The 15,614-nt window shown below is 71.1% G+C and carries 13 protein-coding genes and 1 pseudogene; 6 read left to right on the top strand and 8 right to left on the bottom strand.

Annotated features, from left to right (window positions below; all coding sequences use genetic code 11):
- Positions 1-403, top strand: a pseudogene (locus GUI43_RS33920) (tetratricopeptide repeat protein); the annotation flags it as partial.
- Between the two features lie 27 nt (positions 404-430).
- Here the strand turns inward: GUI43_RS33920 and GUI43_RS19320 are convergent.
- Together GUI43_RS19320 and GUI43_RS19315 are read right to left on the bottom strand one after the other, a co-directional pair.
- On the bottom strand, positions 431-1,792 hold the full coding sequence (locus GUI43_RS19320) for an ATP-binding protein (RefSeq protein WP_112699453.1): 1,362 nt from the start codon (positions 1,790-1,792) through the stop codon (positions 431-433).
- Positions 1,793-1,866: 74 nt separating this feature from the next.
- Positions 1,867-2,523, bottom strand: a complete 657-nt coding sequence (locus GUI43_RS19315) for a response regulator transcription factor (RefSeq protein ID WP_112585109.1) — start codon at positions 2,521-2,523, stop codon at positions 1,867-1,869.
- 95 nt (positions 2,524-2,618) lie between these two features.
- Here GUI43_RS19315 and GUI43_RS19310 point away from each other — a divergent pair, with 95 nt between their 5' ends.
- Positions 2,619-3,746 (top strand): LolA family protein, encoded by a 1,128-nt coding sequence (locus GUI43_RS19310; RefSeq protein WP_112699445.1) that lies wholly within the window; start codon positions 2,619-2,621, stop codon positions 3,744-3,746.
- A gap of 57 nt (positions 3,747-3,803) precedes the next feature.
- On the opposite strand, the gene GUI43_RS19305 is transcribed toward GUI43_RS19310, so the two are convergent.
- A complete protein-coding gene (locus GUI43_RS19305; protein ID WP_112603885.1) occupies positions 3,804-4,436 on the bottom strand; it encodes an SGNH/GDSL hydrolase family protein in 633 nt (210 codons plus the stop codon).
- A 146-nt stretch (positions 4,437-4,582) separates the two neighbouring features.
- Here GUI43_RS19305 and GUI43_RS19300 point away from each other — a divergent pair, with 146 nt between their 5' ends.
- Complete coding sequence (locus GUI43_RS19300) at positions 4,583-6,883, top strand: HelD family protein (protein WP_112699444.1); 2,301 nt, start codon at positions 4,583-4,585, stop codon at positions 6,881-6,883.
- 84 nt (positions 6,884-6,967) lie between these two features.
- On the opposite strand, the gene GUI43_RS19295 is transcribed toward GUI43_RS19300, so the two are convergent.
- Complete coding sequence (locus GUI43_RS19295) at positions 6,968-7,387, bottom strand: hypothetical protein (RefSeq protein ID WP_112585595.1); 420 nt, start codon at positions 7,385-7,387, stop codon at positions 6,968-6,970.
- A gap of 191 nt (positions 7,388-7,578) precedes the next feature.
- Here GUI43_RS19295 and GUI43_RS19290 point away from each other — a divergent pair, with 191 nt between their 5' ends.
- Both GUI43_RS19290 and GUI43_RS19285 read left to right on the top strand, forming a co-directional pair.
- Positions 7,579-9,621: a glycerophosphodiester phosphodiesterase family protein gene (locus tag GUI43_RS19290; protein WP_112699443.1), complete on the top strand. Its 2,043-nt coding sequence runs from the start codon at positions 7,579-7,581 to the stop codon at positions 9,619-9,621.
- 177 nt (positions 9,622-9,798) lie between these two features.
- Positions 9,799-10,176, top strand: a complete 378-nt coding sequence (locus GUI43_RS19285) for a hypothetical protein (RefSeq protein WP_112585099.1) — start codon at positions 9,799-9,801, stop codon at positions 10,174-10,176.
- 70 nt (positions 10,177-10,246) lie between these two features.
- On the opposite strand, the gene GUI43_RS19280 is transcribed toward GUI43_RS19285, so the two are convergent.
- Positions 10,247-11,194 carry a sporulation protein gene (locus GUI43_RS19280; protein ID WP_112699442.1) on the bottom strand — a complete coding sequence of 316 codons (948 nt, stop codon included), beginning with the start codon at positions 11,192-11,194 and terminating at the stop codon, positions 10,247-10,249.
- Between the two features lie 440 nt (positions 11,195-11,634).
- On the opposite strand from GUI43_RS19280, the gene GUI43_RS19275 reads away from it, so the two are divergent.
- Positions 11,635-12,120, top strand: a complete 486-nt coding sequence (locus tag GUI43_RS19275) for a hypothetical protein (protein WP_146765930.1) — start codon at positions 11,635-11,637, stop codon at positions 12,118-12,120.
- A 36-nt stretch (positions 12,121-12,156) separates the two neighbouring features.
- On the opposite strand, the gene GUI43_RS19270 is transcribed toward GUI43_RS19275, so the two are convergent.
- The 3 genes from GUI43_RS19270 to GUI43_RS19260 are packed head-to-tail and all read right to left on the bottom strand — an operon-like array spanning position 12,157 to position 15,489.
- Complete coding sequence (locus tag GUI43_RS19270) at positions 12,157-12,645, bottom strand: hypothetical protein (RefSeq protein ID WP_112603875.1); 489 nt, start codon at positions 12,643-12,645, stop codon at positions 12,157-12,159.
- A 38-nt stretch (positions 12,646-12,683) separates the two neighbouring features.
- Positions 12,684-13,460 carry a DeoR/GlpR family DNA-binding transcription regulator gene (locus GUI43_RS19265; RefSeq protein ID WP_112603873.1) on the bottom strand — a complete coding sequence of 259 codons (777 nt, stop codon included), beginning with the start codon at positions 13,458-13,460 and terminating at the stop codon, positions 12,684-12,686.
- Positions 13,461-13,497: 37 nt separating this feature from the next.
- The gene (locus GUI43_RS19260) at positions 13,498-15,489 is read right to left on the bottom strand and encodes a beta-galactosidase (protein WP_112699440.1); all 1,992 of its coding nucleotides are present in this window, start codon (positions 15,487-15,489) and stop codon (positions 13,498-13,500) included.
- Positions 15,490-15,614 lie beyond the last annotated feature (125 nt).

Below are 15,614 nucleotides of genomic sequence, written 5' to 3'. Positions count from 1 at the left end.
GGCCCGGGTCGAGGGCGACGACGAACCGAACCCGCCGCCGGCCACCGCCTCGCCCACCGCCGGCGCGCCGGCCAGCACCGCGCCCGCCCCTGGCGGCACGGCACCCACGTCGGCTGCCGCCGCGGCGCCGCCCGGCACCCCACCCAGCGCGGTGACCCTGCGCGACAACCGGGACAGCATCGCGTTGAACTGGACCTATCCGGCCGGCGGAGAGGGCCCGGTGGTCATCGCGGGCGGCCGCACCGGCCAGACCCACAACATCTTCGCGACGCTGCCCGCCGGCACCACCAGCTTCGTCATCTACGCGCTCAACCGCACCAACGACTTCTGCTTCACCGTCGCCGTCGCCTGGTCCACCGACACCGTGGCCCGTTCCAAGCAGGTCTGCACCAGCCGCCGCTGACCCGCGGGGGTCGCCGACACGGGCCGTCTACCTTTGGCCGTCCTCGGCCGGCAACGCAGGCAGGAGCAGGCACACCCGTAGTCCTCGCTGCTCCGGCAGGTCGGTCAGGGTGATGCTGCCGCCCGCGCGTCGGACCAACTCCCGGACAATGGCCAGCCCCAGGCCGGCGCCCCCGTCGTCGCGGGCCCGTCCGTCATCCAGCCGGGTGAACCGGTCGAAGACCCGCTCCCGGTCCACCGACGCGATCCCCGGGCCGTCGTCGGTCACCGTCACCAGGTGGTACGCCCCGACGCCAGGCCCGGTCGTCGACGACGTCGCTTCGGCCGCGAGCACGACATCACCCTGCGCGTGGCGTACCGCGTTGTCGACCAGGTTGGCCAGCACGCGACGCAACTCCTCGACGGTGCCGATCGTCCAGAGCGGGCCGGCCGGCGGCGTCACCCGCACCGGCGGTGACGGATAGCGGGCGGCGACCTCGATCAGCAACGCGCCCAGCTCCACCGGGCCGGTCCCCCGGGCCGGCGGAGCCTCGTCCAGGCGGGCCAGCAGCAGGAGATCGTCGACCAGGCGGCTCAACCGGTCGGTGTCGGCGAGCAGGTTGGCGGTCACCGCCGTCCAGTCCGTCCGGTCGGCGAGGCGCTGGGCAACCTCCAGCTCGGTCCGGATGTTGGTCAACGGGCTGCGCAGCTCGTGTGCGGCGTCGGAGACGAAGGCCCGCTGTCGGACGCGGGCGGACTCCAGCCGGCCCAGCATGCCGTTGAGGGTGACCGCCAGACGGTGGATCTCGTCGGCCGACGCCGGCACCGGCAGCCGGCCGGCACCGGCCCTCCCGGTGATCTCCTCGGCACCTCGACGTAAGGCCTCGACCGGCCGCAGCGTCGCCCCCACCACCCGCCACGCCACCCCGGCCAGCACGGCCACCAGCAGCGGGAACGCCACCAGCAGGATGGTCCGGACCACATGGGTGCTGTGCCGCACGTCGGCCATCGAGCGGGCGACCAGCACGGTGAGCGGGTCGGCCGCGGTGCCGGCGGGTACGGCGACCACCCGGACCGGGCCGACGAGCCCGACCCGCTCGGCCGGCACCTCCAGCCGCTGCCGACCGTCGCGGTTCAGTCGCTCCGGGCGAACCATCGGCACCAGACGGTCGGCGTCGATCGAGGCCGCGCGGATCCGTCCCTGCCCGTCGACGACCTGCACGCGGACCTGCCCCCCGGCCACCGGCAGCGGGTCGGGCAGCGCGTCCTCGGCGGCGAGCAGGGCGACCGCGTCGGCGGTGCGGAACGCCTCGGTGTCGACAGTGCGTTGGAGCACGAAGCTGAGCGCGCCGAGCAGCACCACCCCGCCCAGGGCCAGCCCGATGGTGAGACCGACCACACCGATCGCCATGAGCCGCCCGCGCAGCCCGAGGGCCGGCATCCGGCCGAGCCTGGCCCGACGGGTGGGTGCCGGGCCGTCGGCGGTCACGTCGCCAGCCGGTAGCCGGCGCCCCGGACCGTCTCCAGCCGGTCCCGGCCGAGCTTGCGGCGCAGGTAGCCGACGTACACCTCGACGGCGTTCGGCGCGGTCTCCAGACTGGCGTCCCAGACGTGGTCCAACAACTCGACCTTGGAGATCACCTGGCCCGGCCGGCGCATCAGGTAGTCCAGCAGCGCGAACTCCCGTGCGGTCAGCGCCACCTCGGCGTCCGCCCGGGTCACCCGCCGGCGGGCCGGGTCCAGCCGCAGGTCACCTACCGCCAGCACGGTCGGGCGCTCCGGCGCGCCTCGACGCAGCAGGGCCCGCAGCCGGGCCAGCAGCACCACGTACGAGAAGGGTTTGGTCAGGTAGTCGTCGGCGCCGCAGTCGAGGCCGTCGGCCTGGTCGTACTCGCCGTCCTTGGCGGAGAGCATCAGCACCGGCAGCCAGTGCTGCTCCGCGCGCAGCCGCCGGACCAGCTCGTACCCGGAGAGGCCGGGCAGCATCACGTCGAGGATCATGGCGTCGTACCCGCCGTGCCGGGCCGCGTCCAGGCCCGCCGGGCCGGTTGCGGCCACGTCCACCGCGAACCCCTCCGCCTGGAGACCGCGTTGCAGGGCAGCCGCCAACCGGGCCTCGTCCTCCACCACCAGCACTCGCACAGCTCAAGGGTGCCACCCGGGTCAATCGGCGCGGTTCGCTGTCCTCAGCGCGTTCACAGCACGGAGGGGGCAAGATGGCCGCAGGAGGTGCCACCATGTCCGTCCTGAGAAGCCGTCCCGTCCTTCGTTGGCTGGTTCCGGCCACCGCGGCCGTCGCCGTCATCGGCGGTGGCGCGGCGATCGGCACGTTCGCTGCCGAGGCCGAGCCGAGCCTGCCGCCCCGAACCGCCGCTCAGCTCCTGGTCGATCTGCAGACATCCCGGCTGGAGGGGTTGTCCGGGACCGTCGTGCAACGCGCCGACCTCGGCCTGCCGCCCCTCGTCGGGCTGGTTCCCGGCAACGAGCTGACCACCCTGCTGACCGGCACCCACACCCTGCGGGTCTGGTACTCCGGGCCGGACCAGCAGCGGGTCGCGCTGATGGACACGCTGGGCGAGCAGGACATCATCCGCAACGGCCGGGACCTGTGGACGTGGCAGAGCCGCAGCAACACCGCCACCCACCGCACGCTGGGCGGCGACGCCGGGGCCCGGAAGCCCGCCCCCGAGCCGGCGGCGAGCCTCCCGGCCACCCCGCAGCAGGCCGCCGACCTGGCGTTGGACGCGATCGACCCGAGCACCGAGGTCAGCGTGGGCCGGTCGGCCACCGTCGCCGGCCGGGACGCGTACGAGTTGGTGCTCCAGCCACGCGACCAGGCCTCCCTGGTGCACCAGTTGCGGATCGCCATCGACGCCGAGCAGCACGTGCCGCTGCGCTTCGAGGTGCTCGCGAAGGGCAGCGACCGGCCGGCGTTCGAGGTGGCGTTCACCCAGGTCGACTACCGCCGCCCCGACGCTGACCAGTTCCGCTTCAACCCGCCGCCCGGCGTGACGGTCAACGAGGAGAAGGCCGAGCGCCCGACGGGCAGGCCCGGTCATGTCGAGCCGACGGGTGACCCGCAGGTCCGCGCGGTGGGCGACGGCTGGACGACAGTGCTGGTTGGCCGCCTCGACGAGGCCGATGTCGGCCGGAAGCCCGCCGCTAAGCCGGCCGCTCCCCCGGCCGGCGCCGGACCGGATCTGGACATGTCGAAGCTGCTCGGCGGGCTGCCGGCGGTCAGTGGGGACTGGGGCAGCGGTCGGCTCCTCACCAGCAAACTGTTCAGCGTCCTGCTCACCGACGACGGCCGGGTGCTGGCCGGAGCGGTGACGCCGGAGCGGCTCTACCAGGCCGCGCGCGGCTGATCTCCGCGGTGTTCGCGCCGGGTCGACCTGACGGTCGGCCCGGCGCTTCGCTGTGGGTCAGGCCGAGGAGACGCCGAGGGCGCTGAGGTACGCGTCGGCGAGGACCGCGTGGCCGGGCAGGTACGGGTGGACGCGGTCGTCGGCCCAACGCGTCGCCGGACTCACCGCCAGCACCCGGTCGAACGCCGCCTGGTTGGGCACGTGCACCGCGTCGAACTCGGTGGCCAGCCCCGCCACGACCGCCGCGTACCGGTCGGTGTCGGCGCGTTGCGGGACGCTCCGGTCGGCCTCGATGAAGAACGGGTCGCCGAGGATCAGTCGGCAGCCGGTGGCGTCGACCGCCCGACGGAGCAGGTCACGCAGAGTGCGCTCGTACTCCTCGATGCCGACGGCCTCATCCGGCCGGTCACCGTAGTGCCGCCAGATGTCGTTGATGCCGATCAGCACCGCGAGCCAGTCGGGGCGCTCGCCGATGGCGTCGTCGTCCCAGCGGGCGGCCAGGTCGCGCACCGTGTCGCCGCCCACACCCCGGTTGACCCACTCCAGCTCCAACTCCGGGTGCCGGGCGTCGACCAGGGCGCGCACGAGACTCACATATCCGCTGCCGTAGGGCGCGGCGACGTCGCGTCGACCACAATCGGTGATGCTGTCCCCGATGAAGACCACCCGTTGCCCGGTCCGCAGGATCATCCGTCGCCACCTCGCGATCACCGGCGCGCCGGACCGCCCGGCTTGGTGAGAACCGGCGGAACGCGCTATCTTCAACAGTTCCAAGGCACAAAAAAGAACGGCTAAAAGCCGTTCCTGCAAAGGATTCTAATCTTTAGGGAGACGGCTTGTCAAGGCACTCCGGCGGTTCCGGCGAATTGCCGCTCGACGACGAGATCGGTCGCGAGCAGGAGTACGTCTCGATGCTCTACAACCGGTTGGACCAACTGCGTGAGCAGGCCGCCCACCGGCTCACCGCCGAGCTGCACAACACCGGCGGCACCCTCCAGGACCGCTCGCAGCGCGACAGCTCGGTAGCGATGTACGCCGATCAGGTCGAACAGTTCTCCGCCGTGGAGAACGGGCTCTGCTTCGGCCGTCTCGACGGTGACGACGACTCCCGCCGCTACATCGGCCGGATCGGCATCTTCGACACCAGTGGTGACTACGACCCGCTGCTGATGGACTGGCGGGCACCCGCCGCCCGCCCGTTCTACCTCGCCACCGCCGCGAACCCGCAGGGCGTACGCCGTCGCCGGCACCTGCGCACCCGGCAGCGCAAGGTGACCGGGCTCAACGATGAGGTGCTCGACATCGACACCGCCTCCCCCGGTGCCCACGAGGAGCTGACCGGTGAGGCGTCGCTGCTCGCCGCGCTCAACGCGGGCCGTACCGGCCGGATGCGCGACATCGTCGAGACCATCCAGGCCGAGCAGGACGAGGTCATCCGCGCGGAACTCCCGGGCGTGATGGTGGTCCAGGGCGGTCCGGGCACCGGCAAGACCGCTGTCGCGCTGCACCGGGCGGCGTACCTGCTCTACACGCACCGCCGGGAACTCTCCAGCCGTGGCGTGCTGCTGGTCGGCCCGAACGCGACCTTCCTGCGCTACATCTCCCAGGTGCTGCCGACGCTGGCCGAGACCGGCGTGCTGCTGCGTACCCAGGGTGATCTTTTTCCCGGGGTGAGCGCCCAACGGACCGAGGCGGCCGACACCGCGGCGCTCAAGGGCCGGGCGGTGCTGGCCGAGGTGTTGGCGCTGGCCGTACGGGACCGGCAGTGGGTGCCCGACGAGCCGCTGGAGATCGAGGTCGAGCGGGAGACGCTGACCCTCGACCCGGAGATCGTGCGCGCGGCCCGGGACCGGGTCCGCCGCGCCGACCGACCGCACAACCTGTCCCGCGCGCTGTTCGACGTCGAGATCGTGCACGCGCTCGCCGACCAGGTGGCCGAACGGATCGGCGCGGACCCGCTCGGCGGGGACAACCTCCTCGACGAGGCGGACCGGGCCGAGATCCGCCGCGAGCTGCGCGAGGAGACGGAAATCCAGGCCGCCCTGGACCGGCTGTGGCCGGTGCTCACCCCACAGCGGCTGCTCGCCGACCTGTACGCCGACCGGGACCGGATCGCCGCCGCCGCGCCGATGCTCAGCGAGGACGAGCGGGCGCTGCTGCGGCGCGAGCGCGGTGGCTGGACGCCGGCCGACGTCCCGCTGCTGGACGAGGCCGCCGAGCTGCTCGGTGAGGACGAACGCGCCGCAGCCGCCCGGCGGGACCGCATCCGGATGATGGAACGGGAGTACGCCGAGGGCGTGCTGGAGATCGCCCGGGGTTCCCGCTCGATCGACGTCGAGGACGAGGCCGAGGGCGGTGAGATCCTCGGCGTGACCGACCTGATCGACGCCGATCGGCTGTTGGAGCGGCAGGAGGAGGCCGACCGGCTGACCACCGCGCAGCGGGCCGCCGCCGACCGCACCTGGGCGTTCGGCCACGTGATCGTGGACGAGGCGCAGGAACTCTCGCCGATGGCCTGGCGACTGCTGATGCGCCGCTGCCCGAGCCGGTCGATGACGATCGTCGGGGATGTGGCGCAGACCGGCGCGCTGAGCGGCACGCCGTCCTGGGCGGACGCCCTCGCCCCGTACGTCGAGCAGCGGTGGCGGCTAACCGAGCTGACGGTCAGCTACCGCACTCCCGCCGAGATCATGGCGGTCGCCGCCGAGGTGCTGGCCGAGATCGACCCGGCACTGCGGCCGCCGCGCTCGGTGCGGGAGAGCGGCGTACCGCCGTGGGACCGGACCGTGCCCGACGGTCGGTTGGCTGCGGAGTTGATCGCCGAGGCCACCCGGGAGGCGGCCGGGCTGACCGAGGGGCGGCTCGGTGTGCTCGTGCCGGCCGGCCGGGTGGGCGAGTTGGGTGCGGCGGTGACCGCCGCGCTGCCGGAGGCCGCCGTCGGCGAGCATCCGGAACTGGAGAGCCGGGTGGTGGTGTTGACAGTCGCGCAGGCCAAGGGGTTGGAGTTCGACTCCGTGCTGGTGGTCGACCCGGACCGGATGGTGGCCGAGTCCCCACGCGGGCGCAGCGACCTGTACGTAGCCCTGACCCGCGCCACCCAACGCCTGGGCGTCCTCCGCCCGACCCCCTCCCGCTGAGTCGATCATGAGGTTGACGTGGACTGGTCTCCGTCAGCCACGTCAACCTCATGATCACGCCGCCAAGGGGGCGGGTGGGTGGGGTTAGTCGTTGGATTTGTCCCTGATGGACTTTGCTGGGCCGGTCGCCGACGTGGACTGGTCGCTGGTGCCACCGCCCATCGGGGTGCTCAGGCCGCCAGTGGTGGCATCACCGGTGGTGGTCGGCGCGACAGTGCCCCGGTGTCGCTCCGGCTGTCGGGCCACCCGGCGTACGCTCGCCGGCCCGGCGGTGCCACCGGTGGTGGTCACCGCGCCCTGCCCTCCAACGGGACCACCGTCGCGCAGCACCTGTGGGTCGATCCGTTCCTTCGCCGGATCGAACGGGTCATCGCGCTGGATCTGACTCTCCACATCGGTGCGGGGCACCGTCACCTCGTCGAGGGCGCCCTTGCCGTACACGCCACCGGCGATCCGATCCTCGGCCTCGCGGGCGGCGTCCTGCCGCATGTCGTCCTCACGCACGTCCATCACCTCGCAGAAGCTGTGGAACTGACTGCGTGCCCGGTCACCGGCCGACCAAACCCAGCGTGACCGGGAGGTCGTCCACGGCGGTTCACCGTCACGCCGCCCGCTGGCCGCCTGCCCGCAGCCCGAGATGTCCATGCTGTCCCGCTACCGGTGGGAGATGCCCGCCGGCAGGAGGGGATGACAGCGTGCGCACAGTACGCCGTACCGCCGTCGCGGCCCTGGTGGCCGCGACGGTGACGACCGGGCTCGCGGTGCCCGCTCAGGCGAAGCCACGACCGGACCGGACATTCGACGTGCAGGCCCACCGGGGTGGCCTCGGGTTGCGGGTGGAGAACACCCTCGCCTCCTTCGGCAACGCCCTCCAGCTGGGAGTGAGCACCCTCGAACTGGACGTGCAGATCACCGAGGACGGCCAGGCCGTCGTCACCCACGACCGCAAGGTCACCGGCACCAAGTGCGTCGACACCACCCCGGTGACGCCCGGCGACCCGGAGTTCCCGTACGTCGGGAAGTACATCAACACGCTCAGCCTGGCCCAGGTGCGCTCGCTCGACTGCGGTTCCAAGACGCTGTCGGACAAGCCCGGCCAGCTCGCCGTCCCGGGTGCCCGGATGCCGCTGCTGCGTGAGGTCTTCGCGCTGGTCAACCGCTACCGGGCGAAGGACGTGAAGCTCAACGTCGAGACCAAGGTCGAGGCTGGCGCGCCGACCGAGACCGCCCCCCGCGAGCAGTTCGTCCGGGTCACCGCGGCCGAGATCCGCGCCGCCGGGCTGCTCAAGCAGGTCACCGTCCAGAGCTTCGACTGGGGCGCGCTGATGCGCATGCGTCAGGTCGAGCCGAAGCTGCCGCTGGTCGCCCTGACCAACTACGACTTCCTTCAGACCGGCCAGCCGGGTGCGTCACCGTGGCTGGGCGGGCTGGACATCGACGACTTCGGCGGCGACCCGATCAAGGCGATCCGCAGCTTCGGCGCCAGCGCCTTCTCGCCGGTGCACGGGTCCCCCCAGAACGGCACTGTCACCGACCCGGGCTACAAGCCGTACGTCACGAAGGAGATGGTCGCCCAGGCGCACCGCTATGGGATCAAGGTGATCCCGTGGACGGTCGACGACGTGCCGACCATGACCAAGCTGATCGACGACGGGGTTGACGGCCTCATCACCGACTACCCGGACCGGTTGCGCGGCGTGCTGGCGCAGCGTGGTTACCGGCTGCCGAAGGCGTACACCGCGCCGTTCGACATCCAGGCGCACCGCGGCGGTCGGGCCACCCGGCCGGAGAACACCCTGCCGGCGTTCGCGAACGCGCTGTCCAACCGAGCCATCTCCACCCTTGAGCTGGACACCAACGTGACGGCCGACGGCAAGCTGGTGGTACTGCACGATCGCACCGTCAACGGGTCACACTGCGTCGACACCGCCCCGGTGCGCCCGGGAGACCGCAAGTTCCCGTACGTGGGCAAGCCGGTGCACGAGTTGACCCTGGCGCAGCTCAAGACCGTGGACTGCGGCACGAGGACGCTGCCCGAGCTGCCCGCCCAGGTGCCCGCGCCCGGTGCCCGGATCCCGACCCTGGACGAGGTCTTCGCCCTGGTGAAGGCGAGTGGCCGCACCGACATCGGAATGAACATCGAAACGAAGATCAGTCCGGTGGTTAACGACACCGAGCCGTACCGCAGCTTCACCCGCAAGCTCGTCGACGCGATCCAGCAGGCCGGCTTCACCAGCCGGGCCACCATCCAGTCGTTCGACTGGCGCACCATCACGTACGCCCGGCAGCTCGACCGGCGGATCGGCACAGTAGGCCTGGTCTGGCAGTACGGCCCGGCCGAGTGCGCGACCCTCGCCGACGAGTGCTCGCTGGAGGCGGTCTACGGCGACCCGTCGGTGAAGAGCCCGTGGACCGGTGGACTGGACTGGTGGAAGTACCAGGACCTGGGCAAGCTCACCCGGGCCGCGGGCGCTGGCACGGTCTCCGCCAACTGGCAGGTGCACGACCCGAAGCAGGGCACCGTCGCCTCGACCGACTGGTACCTGCGGGAGAACCCGGCATACTTCCACGGACCGGACGTTCGGACCCTGCAGACGCGGTACGACCTGAAGGTGATCCCGTACACCGTGGATGACGCGACGGTCATGCAGCGGGTCATTGATCTGGGCGTCGACGGGATCATCACCGACGACCCGGGCCTTCTGGTGAGCGTGGCGATCCGCAACGGCCTGCGCTGACCCTGTCGACCACCCGATCGCCGGCCGGATTTCCGGCCGGCGATCGGTGTTACCTGCTCCGGGGCCTCGGGTAGTCGGGGGTTGTCCCCGCCACGAAAGCGAACCGTGCCGTGGCCGAAACGCGGTAGCGGGGCGGGGGAATGCAGGTACGACTCATCGCATCCTGAGGAGGACCAGATGAGCACGCAGGCTGCTTCCACCCGGCCGACGAACCGGCCCATGAACGACCCGCAGAATCCCGCTCAGATGCGGGACATGCAGACCCAGCAGATGCCGGTCATGCATGACGGGCGCCGCAACGACATGCAGGCACCCGGTACGGAGACCAAGCAGGCGTTCAAGACCACCGAGTTCTGGATCTACCTGATCGCGGTGGCCGCCGTACTGGGCGCGTCGCAGGTCGTCGGTCAGAACTCCGCTGGGGTGGACATCTTCCGGGCCGACAACGCCTGGTTCCTGATCACCCTGCTGACGCTTGGCTACCTCGGTAGCCGTGGCCTCTCGAAGGCCGGCAGCAACTGGCGCAGCGGCGAGGAGCGCAAGGCCCGGCACTGACCGGTTCACAGTGCACAGTGGCCTCCGGGAGATCCTCCCGGAGGCCACTGTGGTGTCTGTTTGTAACGGGCTACTCGTCGCCACCGAAGTCGCCGAAGTCGCCCTCGAACGCGTCCTCGATCATCTCGCCGGCGACCATGCCGCCGGCGACGCCCAGCGCGGCGCCGGCCACCATGCCGCCCATGCCGTGCCCGCGGCTGTGACCGTGGCCGTGGCTCGGGCCGTACTGGGAGCGCAGGCTGCCGTAGCGGGACGTGGTCTCGCGCAGCCAACCGTCGACGACCTGCGCCCAGTCCACCCGGTCAACGTCGGTGTGCGACACCTGGTAGCGGCCGAACGCGTCGTGCCCGGCGCTGAGGAACCCGCCGCGCTTGTCGCACTCCAGGATGACCTCCACACCACGCTGGCTGGTCACGAAGGTCAGCTCGACCTCCCGGATGGTGCTCGCGTACTGCGGGGAGGCGAAGAACTCGATCTCCTGGTAGAACGGCAGCGTCTGCTGCACGCCCCGGATGTGACCACGCTCCAGGTCGGCGTGCTTGAACCGGAAGCCGAGCCGCTGGAACGCCTCCAGGATCCGCTCGTGCACCGGCAGCGGGTGCACCGCCACCTGGTCCAGGTCGCTCTTGTCGACCGCGCGGGCGATCGCCAACTCGGTGCGCAGACCCATCGTCATGCCGTGCAGGCGCTGGCCGTACACGTCGGTGATCGGGGTCTCCCACGGCACCGGCAGCTGGAACGGGATCGAGAGCTGCTGCTTCGGGGCGAGTACGAGTGACCCGCTGACCGCCATGCGGTGGAACTCCATCGTGCCCGCGTACTCGGTGTCGTGTCCCTCGACCTCGACCCGCGTGACCAGGCCGATCACCACCTGCTCGATGGCTGCCTCAGCGTCGCCACCGACGAGGTTGACCTGCCCGTCGAGGGTCAGGCCGGGCCGGGTGTTGGGGTTGGTCAGCACGGTGTCCACGCTGGGACCGCCCACACCGAACGCGCTCAACATCTTCTTGAAGACCATCGGAACTCCTGTGCGACGCCGACCGCTCCAGGCTGGAGTCGGACGTTGACTCGAACGGCACCCTATCCAGCACCCCTGTGAGGTGGCTGTGAAGCGCCGGCGTCGGCGCCGCCCGCCGCCCCCTCACATCCGCGATCACCGACTCGGCCGCCCGAGGCCCGCCTCCCGTTCGGCGTCAGCGAAGGGGCGGATGTCCGTCGACGAGCCTTTGGAGCTGATGTCGCAAACGAATCAGGCGTTCGACCTTCCGCTGCACAGTCCAGCAGCCCGGCGACCGGTCAGAGCGTCGACGGCGATGCGGGCCGCCGAACGCAGCCCAGAGCGAACTTCCGCACTGCCGCACGCCAGGAGGTGGCACCCCCGACGATCCATAGACCGATCTACGATCTGCGCGCATGACGACGGGGAGACGGGCACGTCCAGCCATGCTCGCTGCGGCGGTGGGGCTGCTGCTGGTGGCTGGATGCGACACGGCTGCCGTGGACGAAACGCGTGGATGCCAGGAGCAACGGCAGGCTGACGAGGCGAAGGTACGGGTCAGTCGCTGGGATCCGCCGGAGGACCTTCCGTATGTCGGTGAGTATTCGGAGATTCACTGGCAGGCGCGCGCGTTGGGCAATCCGTGCTCGCGGGCGCCGGGCCCGACGGACTGGGAGTACCAGGGCGTCATCGTGCTGCGTCCGGAGGACGCGCACAGGTTGGCCGAGCAGTTCGAGTTCGTTCCGTTCGCATCCATCGACCCGGCCGAGCTGCTCCACTCGCACACGCCGACGGACGTGCGGCCGGACCTCGTGCCGTTACTCCCGGCCAAACCCCGCTGGCTGCACAGCGAGATGTACAACGAAACACTGCCGTCGGCAGTTTGGCGGGTGGTGTTCCTGGATCTGGAGCATCACACGCTCCTGTTCATGCTGAACGACCACTAGCGCCCAGGTCAGGCAGCCCGTGCGGCATGCGTGCTGTCAGGCGGGCGCGACGCTCGGCTCGGCCGGAACGCCATGCGGCGGCCTCGGTGCCCTGACCGTCGCGGTGATCAGCCAGGCGAACGCGGCCAGCAGCGCCACGAGCCCGGCGGGACCCAGACCCCAGGGCAGAGCACGCGGCGACAACGTCCATGCCTGCCGGGTGTCGGCGAGTACGCGGGGCTGTCGAGCCGAGGCCGGGACGGCCACCTCCCACTCGTACGCACTGTTGGGCTCGTCGTCGATGACCTTCCAGGACTTCTGGACGTCGAGGCCGTGGATGGGCCCCTGCCGCCCGCGTCCGCCGCGGGTCCAGTTGCCGACGCACCGGCTGTGCATGGCCTCCAGCCGATCGTGGGTCACATAGCAGTGATCGACTGTCGCCCGGGCCTGGTCGGCGGGCCACGAGCCAGCCACCCAACTCAGCATCCCGACGAGGGCCAGGCCCACGACGACGATCGCCGCCCAGCGCATCTTGACCGCGTGCATACCGTGCTCCTCTCACTCGAGGCGCATGGTCAGCGCCATTAATCAGGCTCCACGATCACCAGTTCGCCGACCTGTTCGCCGATCGTGGTGCGGGCCTCCGGCGGTAGCCCACGGTCGGTGATCAGCACGTCGGCGGCCTCCAGCGGGGCGATGGTGGCGATGCCTATCGTCTCCCACTTGGTGTGGTCGGCGAGCACCACGAGCCTGCGAGCCGCACCGATGAGGCAACGGTTGACGCCGGCCTCCAGCAGGTTTGGCGTGGTGAACCCGGTCCGTGGGCTGAGGCCGTGCACACCGAGGAACAGCAGGTCGACGTTGAGCGCGCTGATCGCCGCCTCGGCCACCGGCCCGGTCAACGCGTCCGACGGGGTGCGGATGCCACCGGTCAACACGACGGTCTGGTCGGCCCGCGGGTTCTGGTAGAGCGCGTCGGCCACCGGGATCGAGTTGGTCACCACGGTCAGCCCGCGTACGTCGGAGAGCAGCGTGGCCAGCGCGGCGGTGGTGGTGCCGGCGGAGAGCGCGATGGCCATCCCTGGCTCCACCATCGTCGCCGCCCGCTCGGCGATGGCCCGCTTTTCCGCCTGCTGGCGGATCGACTTCGCGGCGAAGCCGGGTTCCTCGGCCGAGCCGGGCCCGGCGAGGGTCGCGCCGCCGTGCACCTTGTCGACCAGGCCGCGTTCGGCCAACACCTCCAGGTCGCGCCGGATCGTCATGTCGGACACGCCGAACCGACTGACCAGGTGACTCACCCGCACCCCGCCACGTTGGCGAATCAGATCGAGGATGGCGGTCTGCCGCTGCTGGGCGAGCATGTGGGGAACCTCCTTCGCGCCGTGACCGTCGTCAGAATCAGGTCCGATCCTCACGGACCACCGCCACCTCACCGGCCGGCAGTGCCAGCTCACCGGCGCATTGTCCTCCGGTCAACAGCTCGACGCCGTGCGCCGGCAGGCGTACCTCGGTGTCGGTGTGGTTGATCGCGAACAGCCAGGTCCGGTCGCCGTCGCGGCGGCGGACCACCTCCACCCCGGACGGCGCCGACACCGTCGGGCGGACGCCGGCCTCGGCGAGCAGCCGGGCCACCAGTCGATCGGTGGCCTGCTCGTCCAGCCGGGTGCCGACATACCAGGCGGCGCCGTCGCCCACCGGGTGCCGGGTCAGCGCCGGCACGCCCGGCAAGGGCCCATCGGTGTACGAGGCGAGCACCTCGGCGCCGTCGGGGTGCACCCACTCGGTCCACACGTCCGCGGTGCTGCCGTCGTCCAATTGAACCTGCTCGCCCTCGCGCAGCGGGAAGAACTCCTCGGTCCGGACGCCGAGCAACTCCCGGAACGCGCCGGGGTAGCCGCCCAGCCGGATGTGGTCGTTGGCGTCGACGATGCCGCTGAAGTAGGTGACCGCCGCCGTGCCACCGGCCGCGACGTACCGGTGCAGCGCGTCGACGTCGGCGTCCCGGACCAGGTAGAGGGTCGGCACCAGGACCAGCCGGTAACCGCTGAGGTCGGTCGACGGGTGGACGATGTCGGCTGTTACGCCGGCCCGCCAGAGCGAGTCGTACAGGGCCTTGAGCCGGTCGGTGTAGGTGACGTCGACGCTGGGGTGTGAATCCAACTCGACACCCCACCACGCCTCCCAGTCGAAAAGGATCGCCACGTCGGCGTCCACCCGACTGCCGCGAACCTCGGCCAGCGCCTTGAGGTCCGCGCCGAGCTGGCAGACCTCGCGGAACACCTTCGTGTCCGGCCCGGCGTGCGGCACCAGCGCGGAGTGGAACTTCTCCGCGCCGGCCCGGGAGGCACGCCACTGGAAGAAGAGCACCCCGTCGGCGCCGCGGGCGACGTGCGCGAGGCTGTTGCGGCGCAGTTGCCCGGGCAGCTTGGCCACGTTGCGCGGCTGCCAGTTGACCGCGCTGGTGGAGTGCTCCATCAGCAACCACGGGTCGCCGCCGGCGACGCCCCGGGTGTGGTCGGCGGCGAACGCCAGCCCGAGGTGCGCCTGCGGGTCGGCGGCGGTCAGGTAGTGGTCGTTGGAGACGAGGTCCACGTCGGACGCCCAGGAGTGGTAGTCCATGTGCTTGATGCCAAAGCCGATCATGAAGTTGGTGGTGATCGGCTGCCGGACCAGCGTCTGCAACACCTCGCGCTCGGCGCGCAGTTGGGCGCGCTGCTCGTCGGAGGAGAACCGCAGGAAGTCCAGCTGCTGCGTCGGGTTGGCGAAGGTCAGCGCGGCGCGCGGCGGGTTGATCTCGGCCCAGTCGCCGTAGCGCTGGCTCCAGAACGCTGTGCCCCAGGCGTCGTTGAGCCGGTCCAGGTCGCCGTAGCGCTCGCGCAGCCAGCAGCGGAACGCCTCAGCGCTGACATCGCAGTAACAGTGCACATTGTGGCAGCCCAGCTCGTTGGAGACGTGCCACATGACCACGGCGGGATGCTCGGCGTACCGCCCGGCGACCGCGCGCACCAGCTCCAGCGACCGCTCGCGGAACACGGGTGAGCTGGGGCAGTACGCCTGCCGTCCCCCGGGCCAGAGGATCGCGCCGTCGGCCCGGCGGGGCAGCGTCTCCGGGTGCTCGCGGGCCAACCACGGCGGCGGGCTGGCCGTGGCGGTGGCCAGGTCGACCTGGATGCCACCGTCGTGCAGCAGGTCCAGCACCCGGTCCAGCCAGCCGAACTCGAACCGCCCCGGGGTGGGCTCCAGCAGCGCCCAGGAGAAGATGCCGACGGAGACCAGGTTGACCCCGGCCTGGCGCATCAGGTCGACGTCCTCGGACCAGGTTTCCTCGGGCCACTGCTCGGGGTTGTAGTCGCCGCCGAAATAGATGCCGTCACCCTGCCATCGCCGCATGACAGCTGAGGGTGCCCCCGTCGGACCACTGAAGTCAACAGGTTCCAACATCGAGCTTCTTTCCAACGTTTACCACGTAACGGCCGTGTCACGACTGGGTTATCAGAGGCGAACTGCCCTCTTGA

Origin of the sequence: Micromonospora noduli, assembly GCF_003264365.1 — a bacterium.
Lineage (GTDB): Bacteria > Actinomycetota > Actinomycetes > Mycobacteriales > Micromonosporaceae > Micromonospora > Micromonospora noduli.
This window is presented reverse-complemented; position numbering and strand designations above follow the sequence as displayed.

Bases quoted from the DNA above. Each gene is read 5' to 3' on its own strand.
- GUI43_RS19320 (WP_112699453.1), bottom strand. From the start codon at position 1,792: ATGGCGATCGGTGTGGTCGGTCTCACCATCGGGCTGGCCCTGGGCGGG.
- GUI43_RS19310 (WP_112699445.1), top strand. From the start codon at position 2,619: ATGTCCGTCCTGAGAAGCCGTCCCGTCCTTCGTTGGCTGGTTCCGGCC.
- GUI43_RS19305 (WP_112603885.1), bottom strand. From the start codon at position 4,436: ATGATCCTGCGGACCGGGCAACGGGTGGTCTTCATCGGGGACAGCATC.
- GUI43_RS19285 (WP_112585099.1), top strand. From the start codon at position 9,799: ATGAGCACGCAGGCTGCTTCCACCCGGCCGACGAACCGGCCCATGAAC.
- GUI43_RS19280 (WP_112699442.1), bottom strand. From the start codon at position 11,194: ATGGTCTTCAAGAAGATGTTGAGCGCGTTCGGTGTGGGCGGTCCCAGC.
- GUI43_RS19270 (WP_112603875.1), bottom strand. From the start codon at position 12,645: ATGCACGCGGTCAAGATGCGCTGGGCGGCGATCGTCGTCGTGGGCCTG.
- GUI43_RS19265 (WP_112603873.1), bottom strand. From the start codon at position 13,460: ATGCTCGCCCAGCAGCGGCAGACCGCCATCCTCGATCTGATTCGCCAA.
- GUI43_RS19260 (WP_112699440.1), bottom strand. From the start codon at position 15,489: ATGCGGCGATGGCAGGGTGACGGCATCTATTTCGGCGGCGACTACAAC.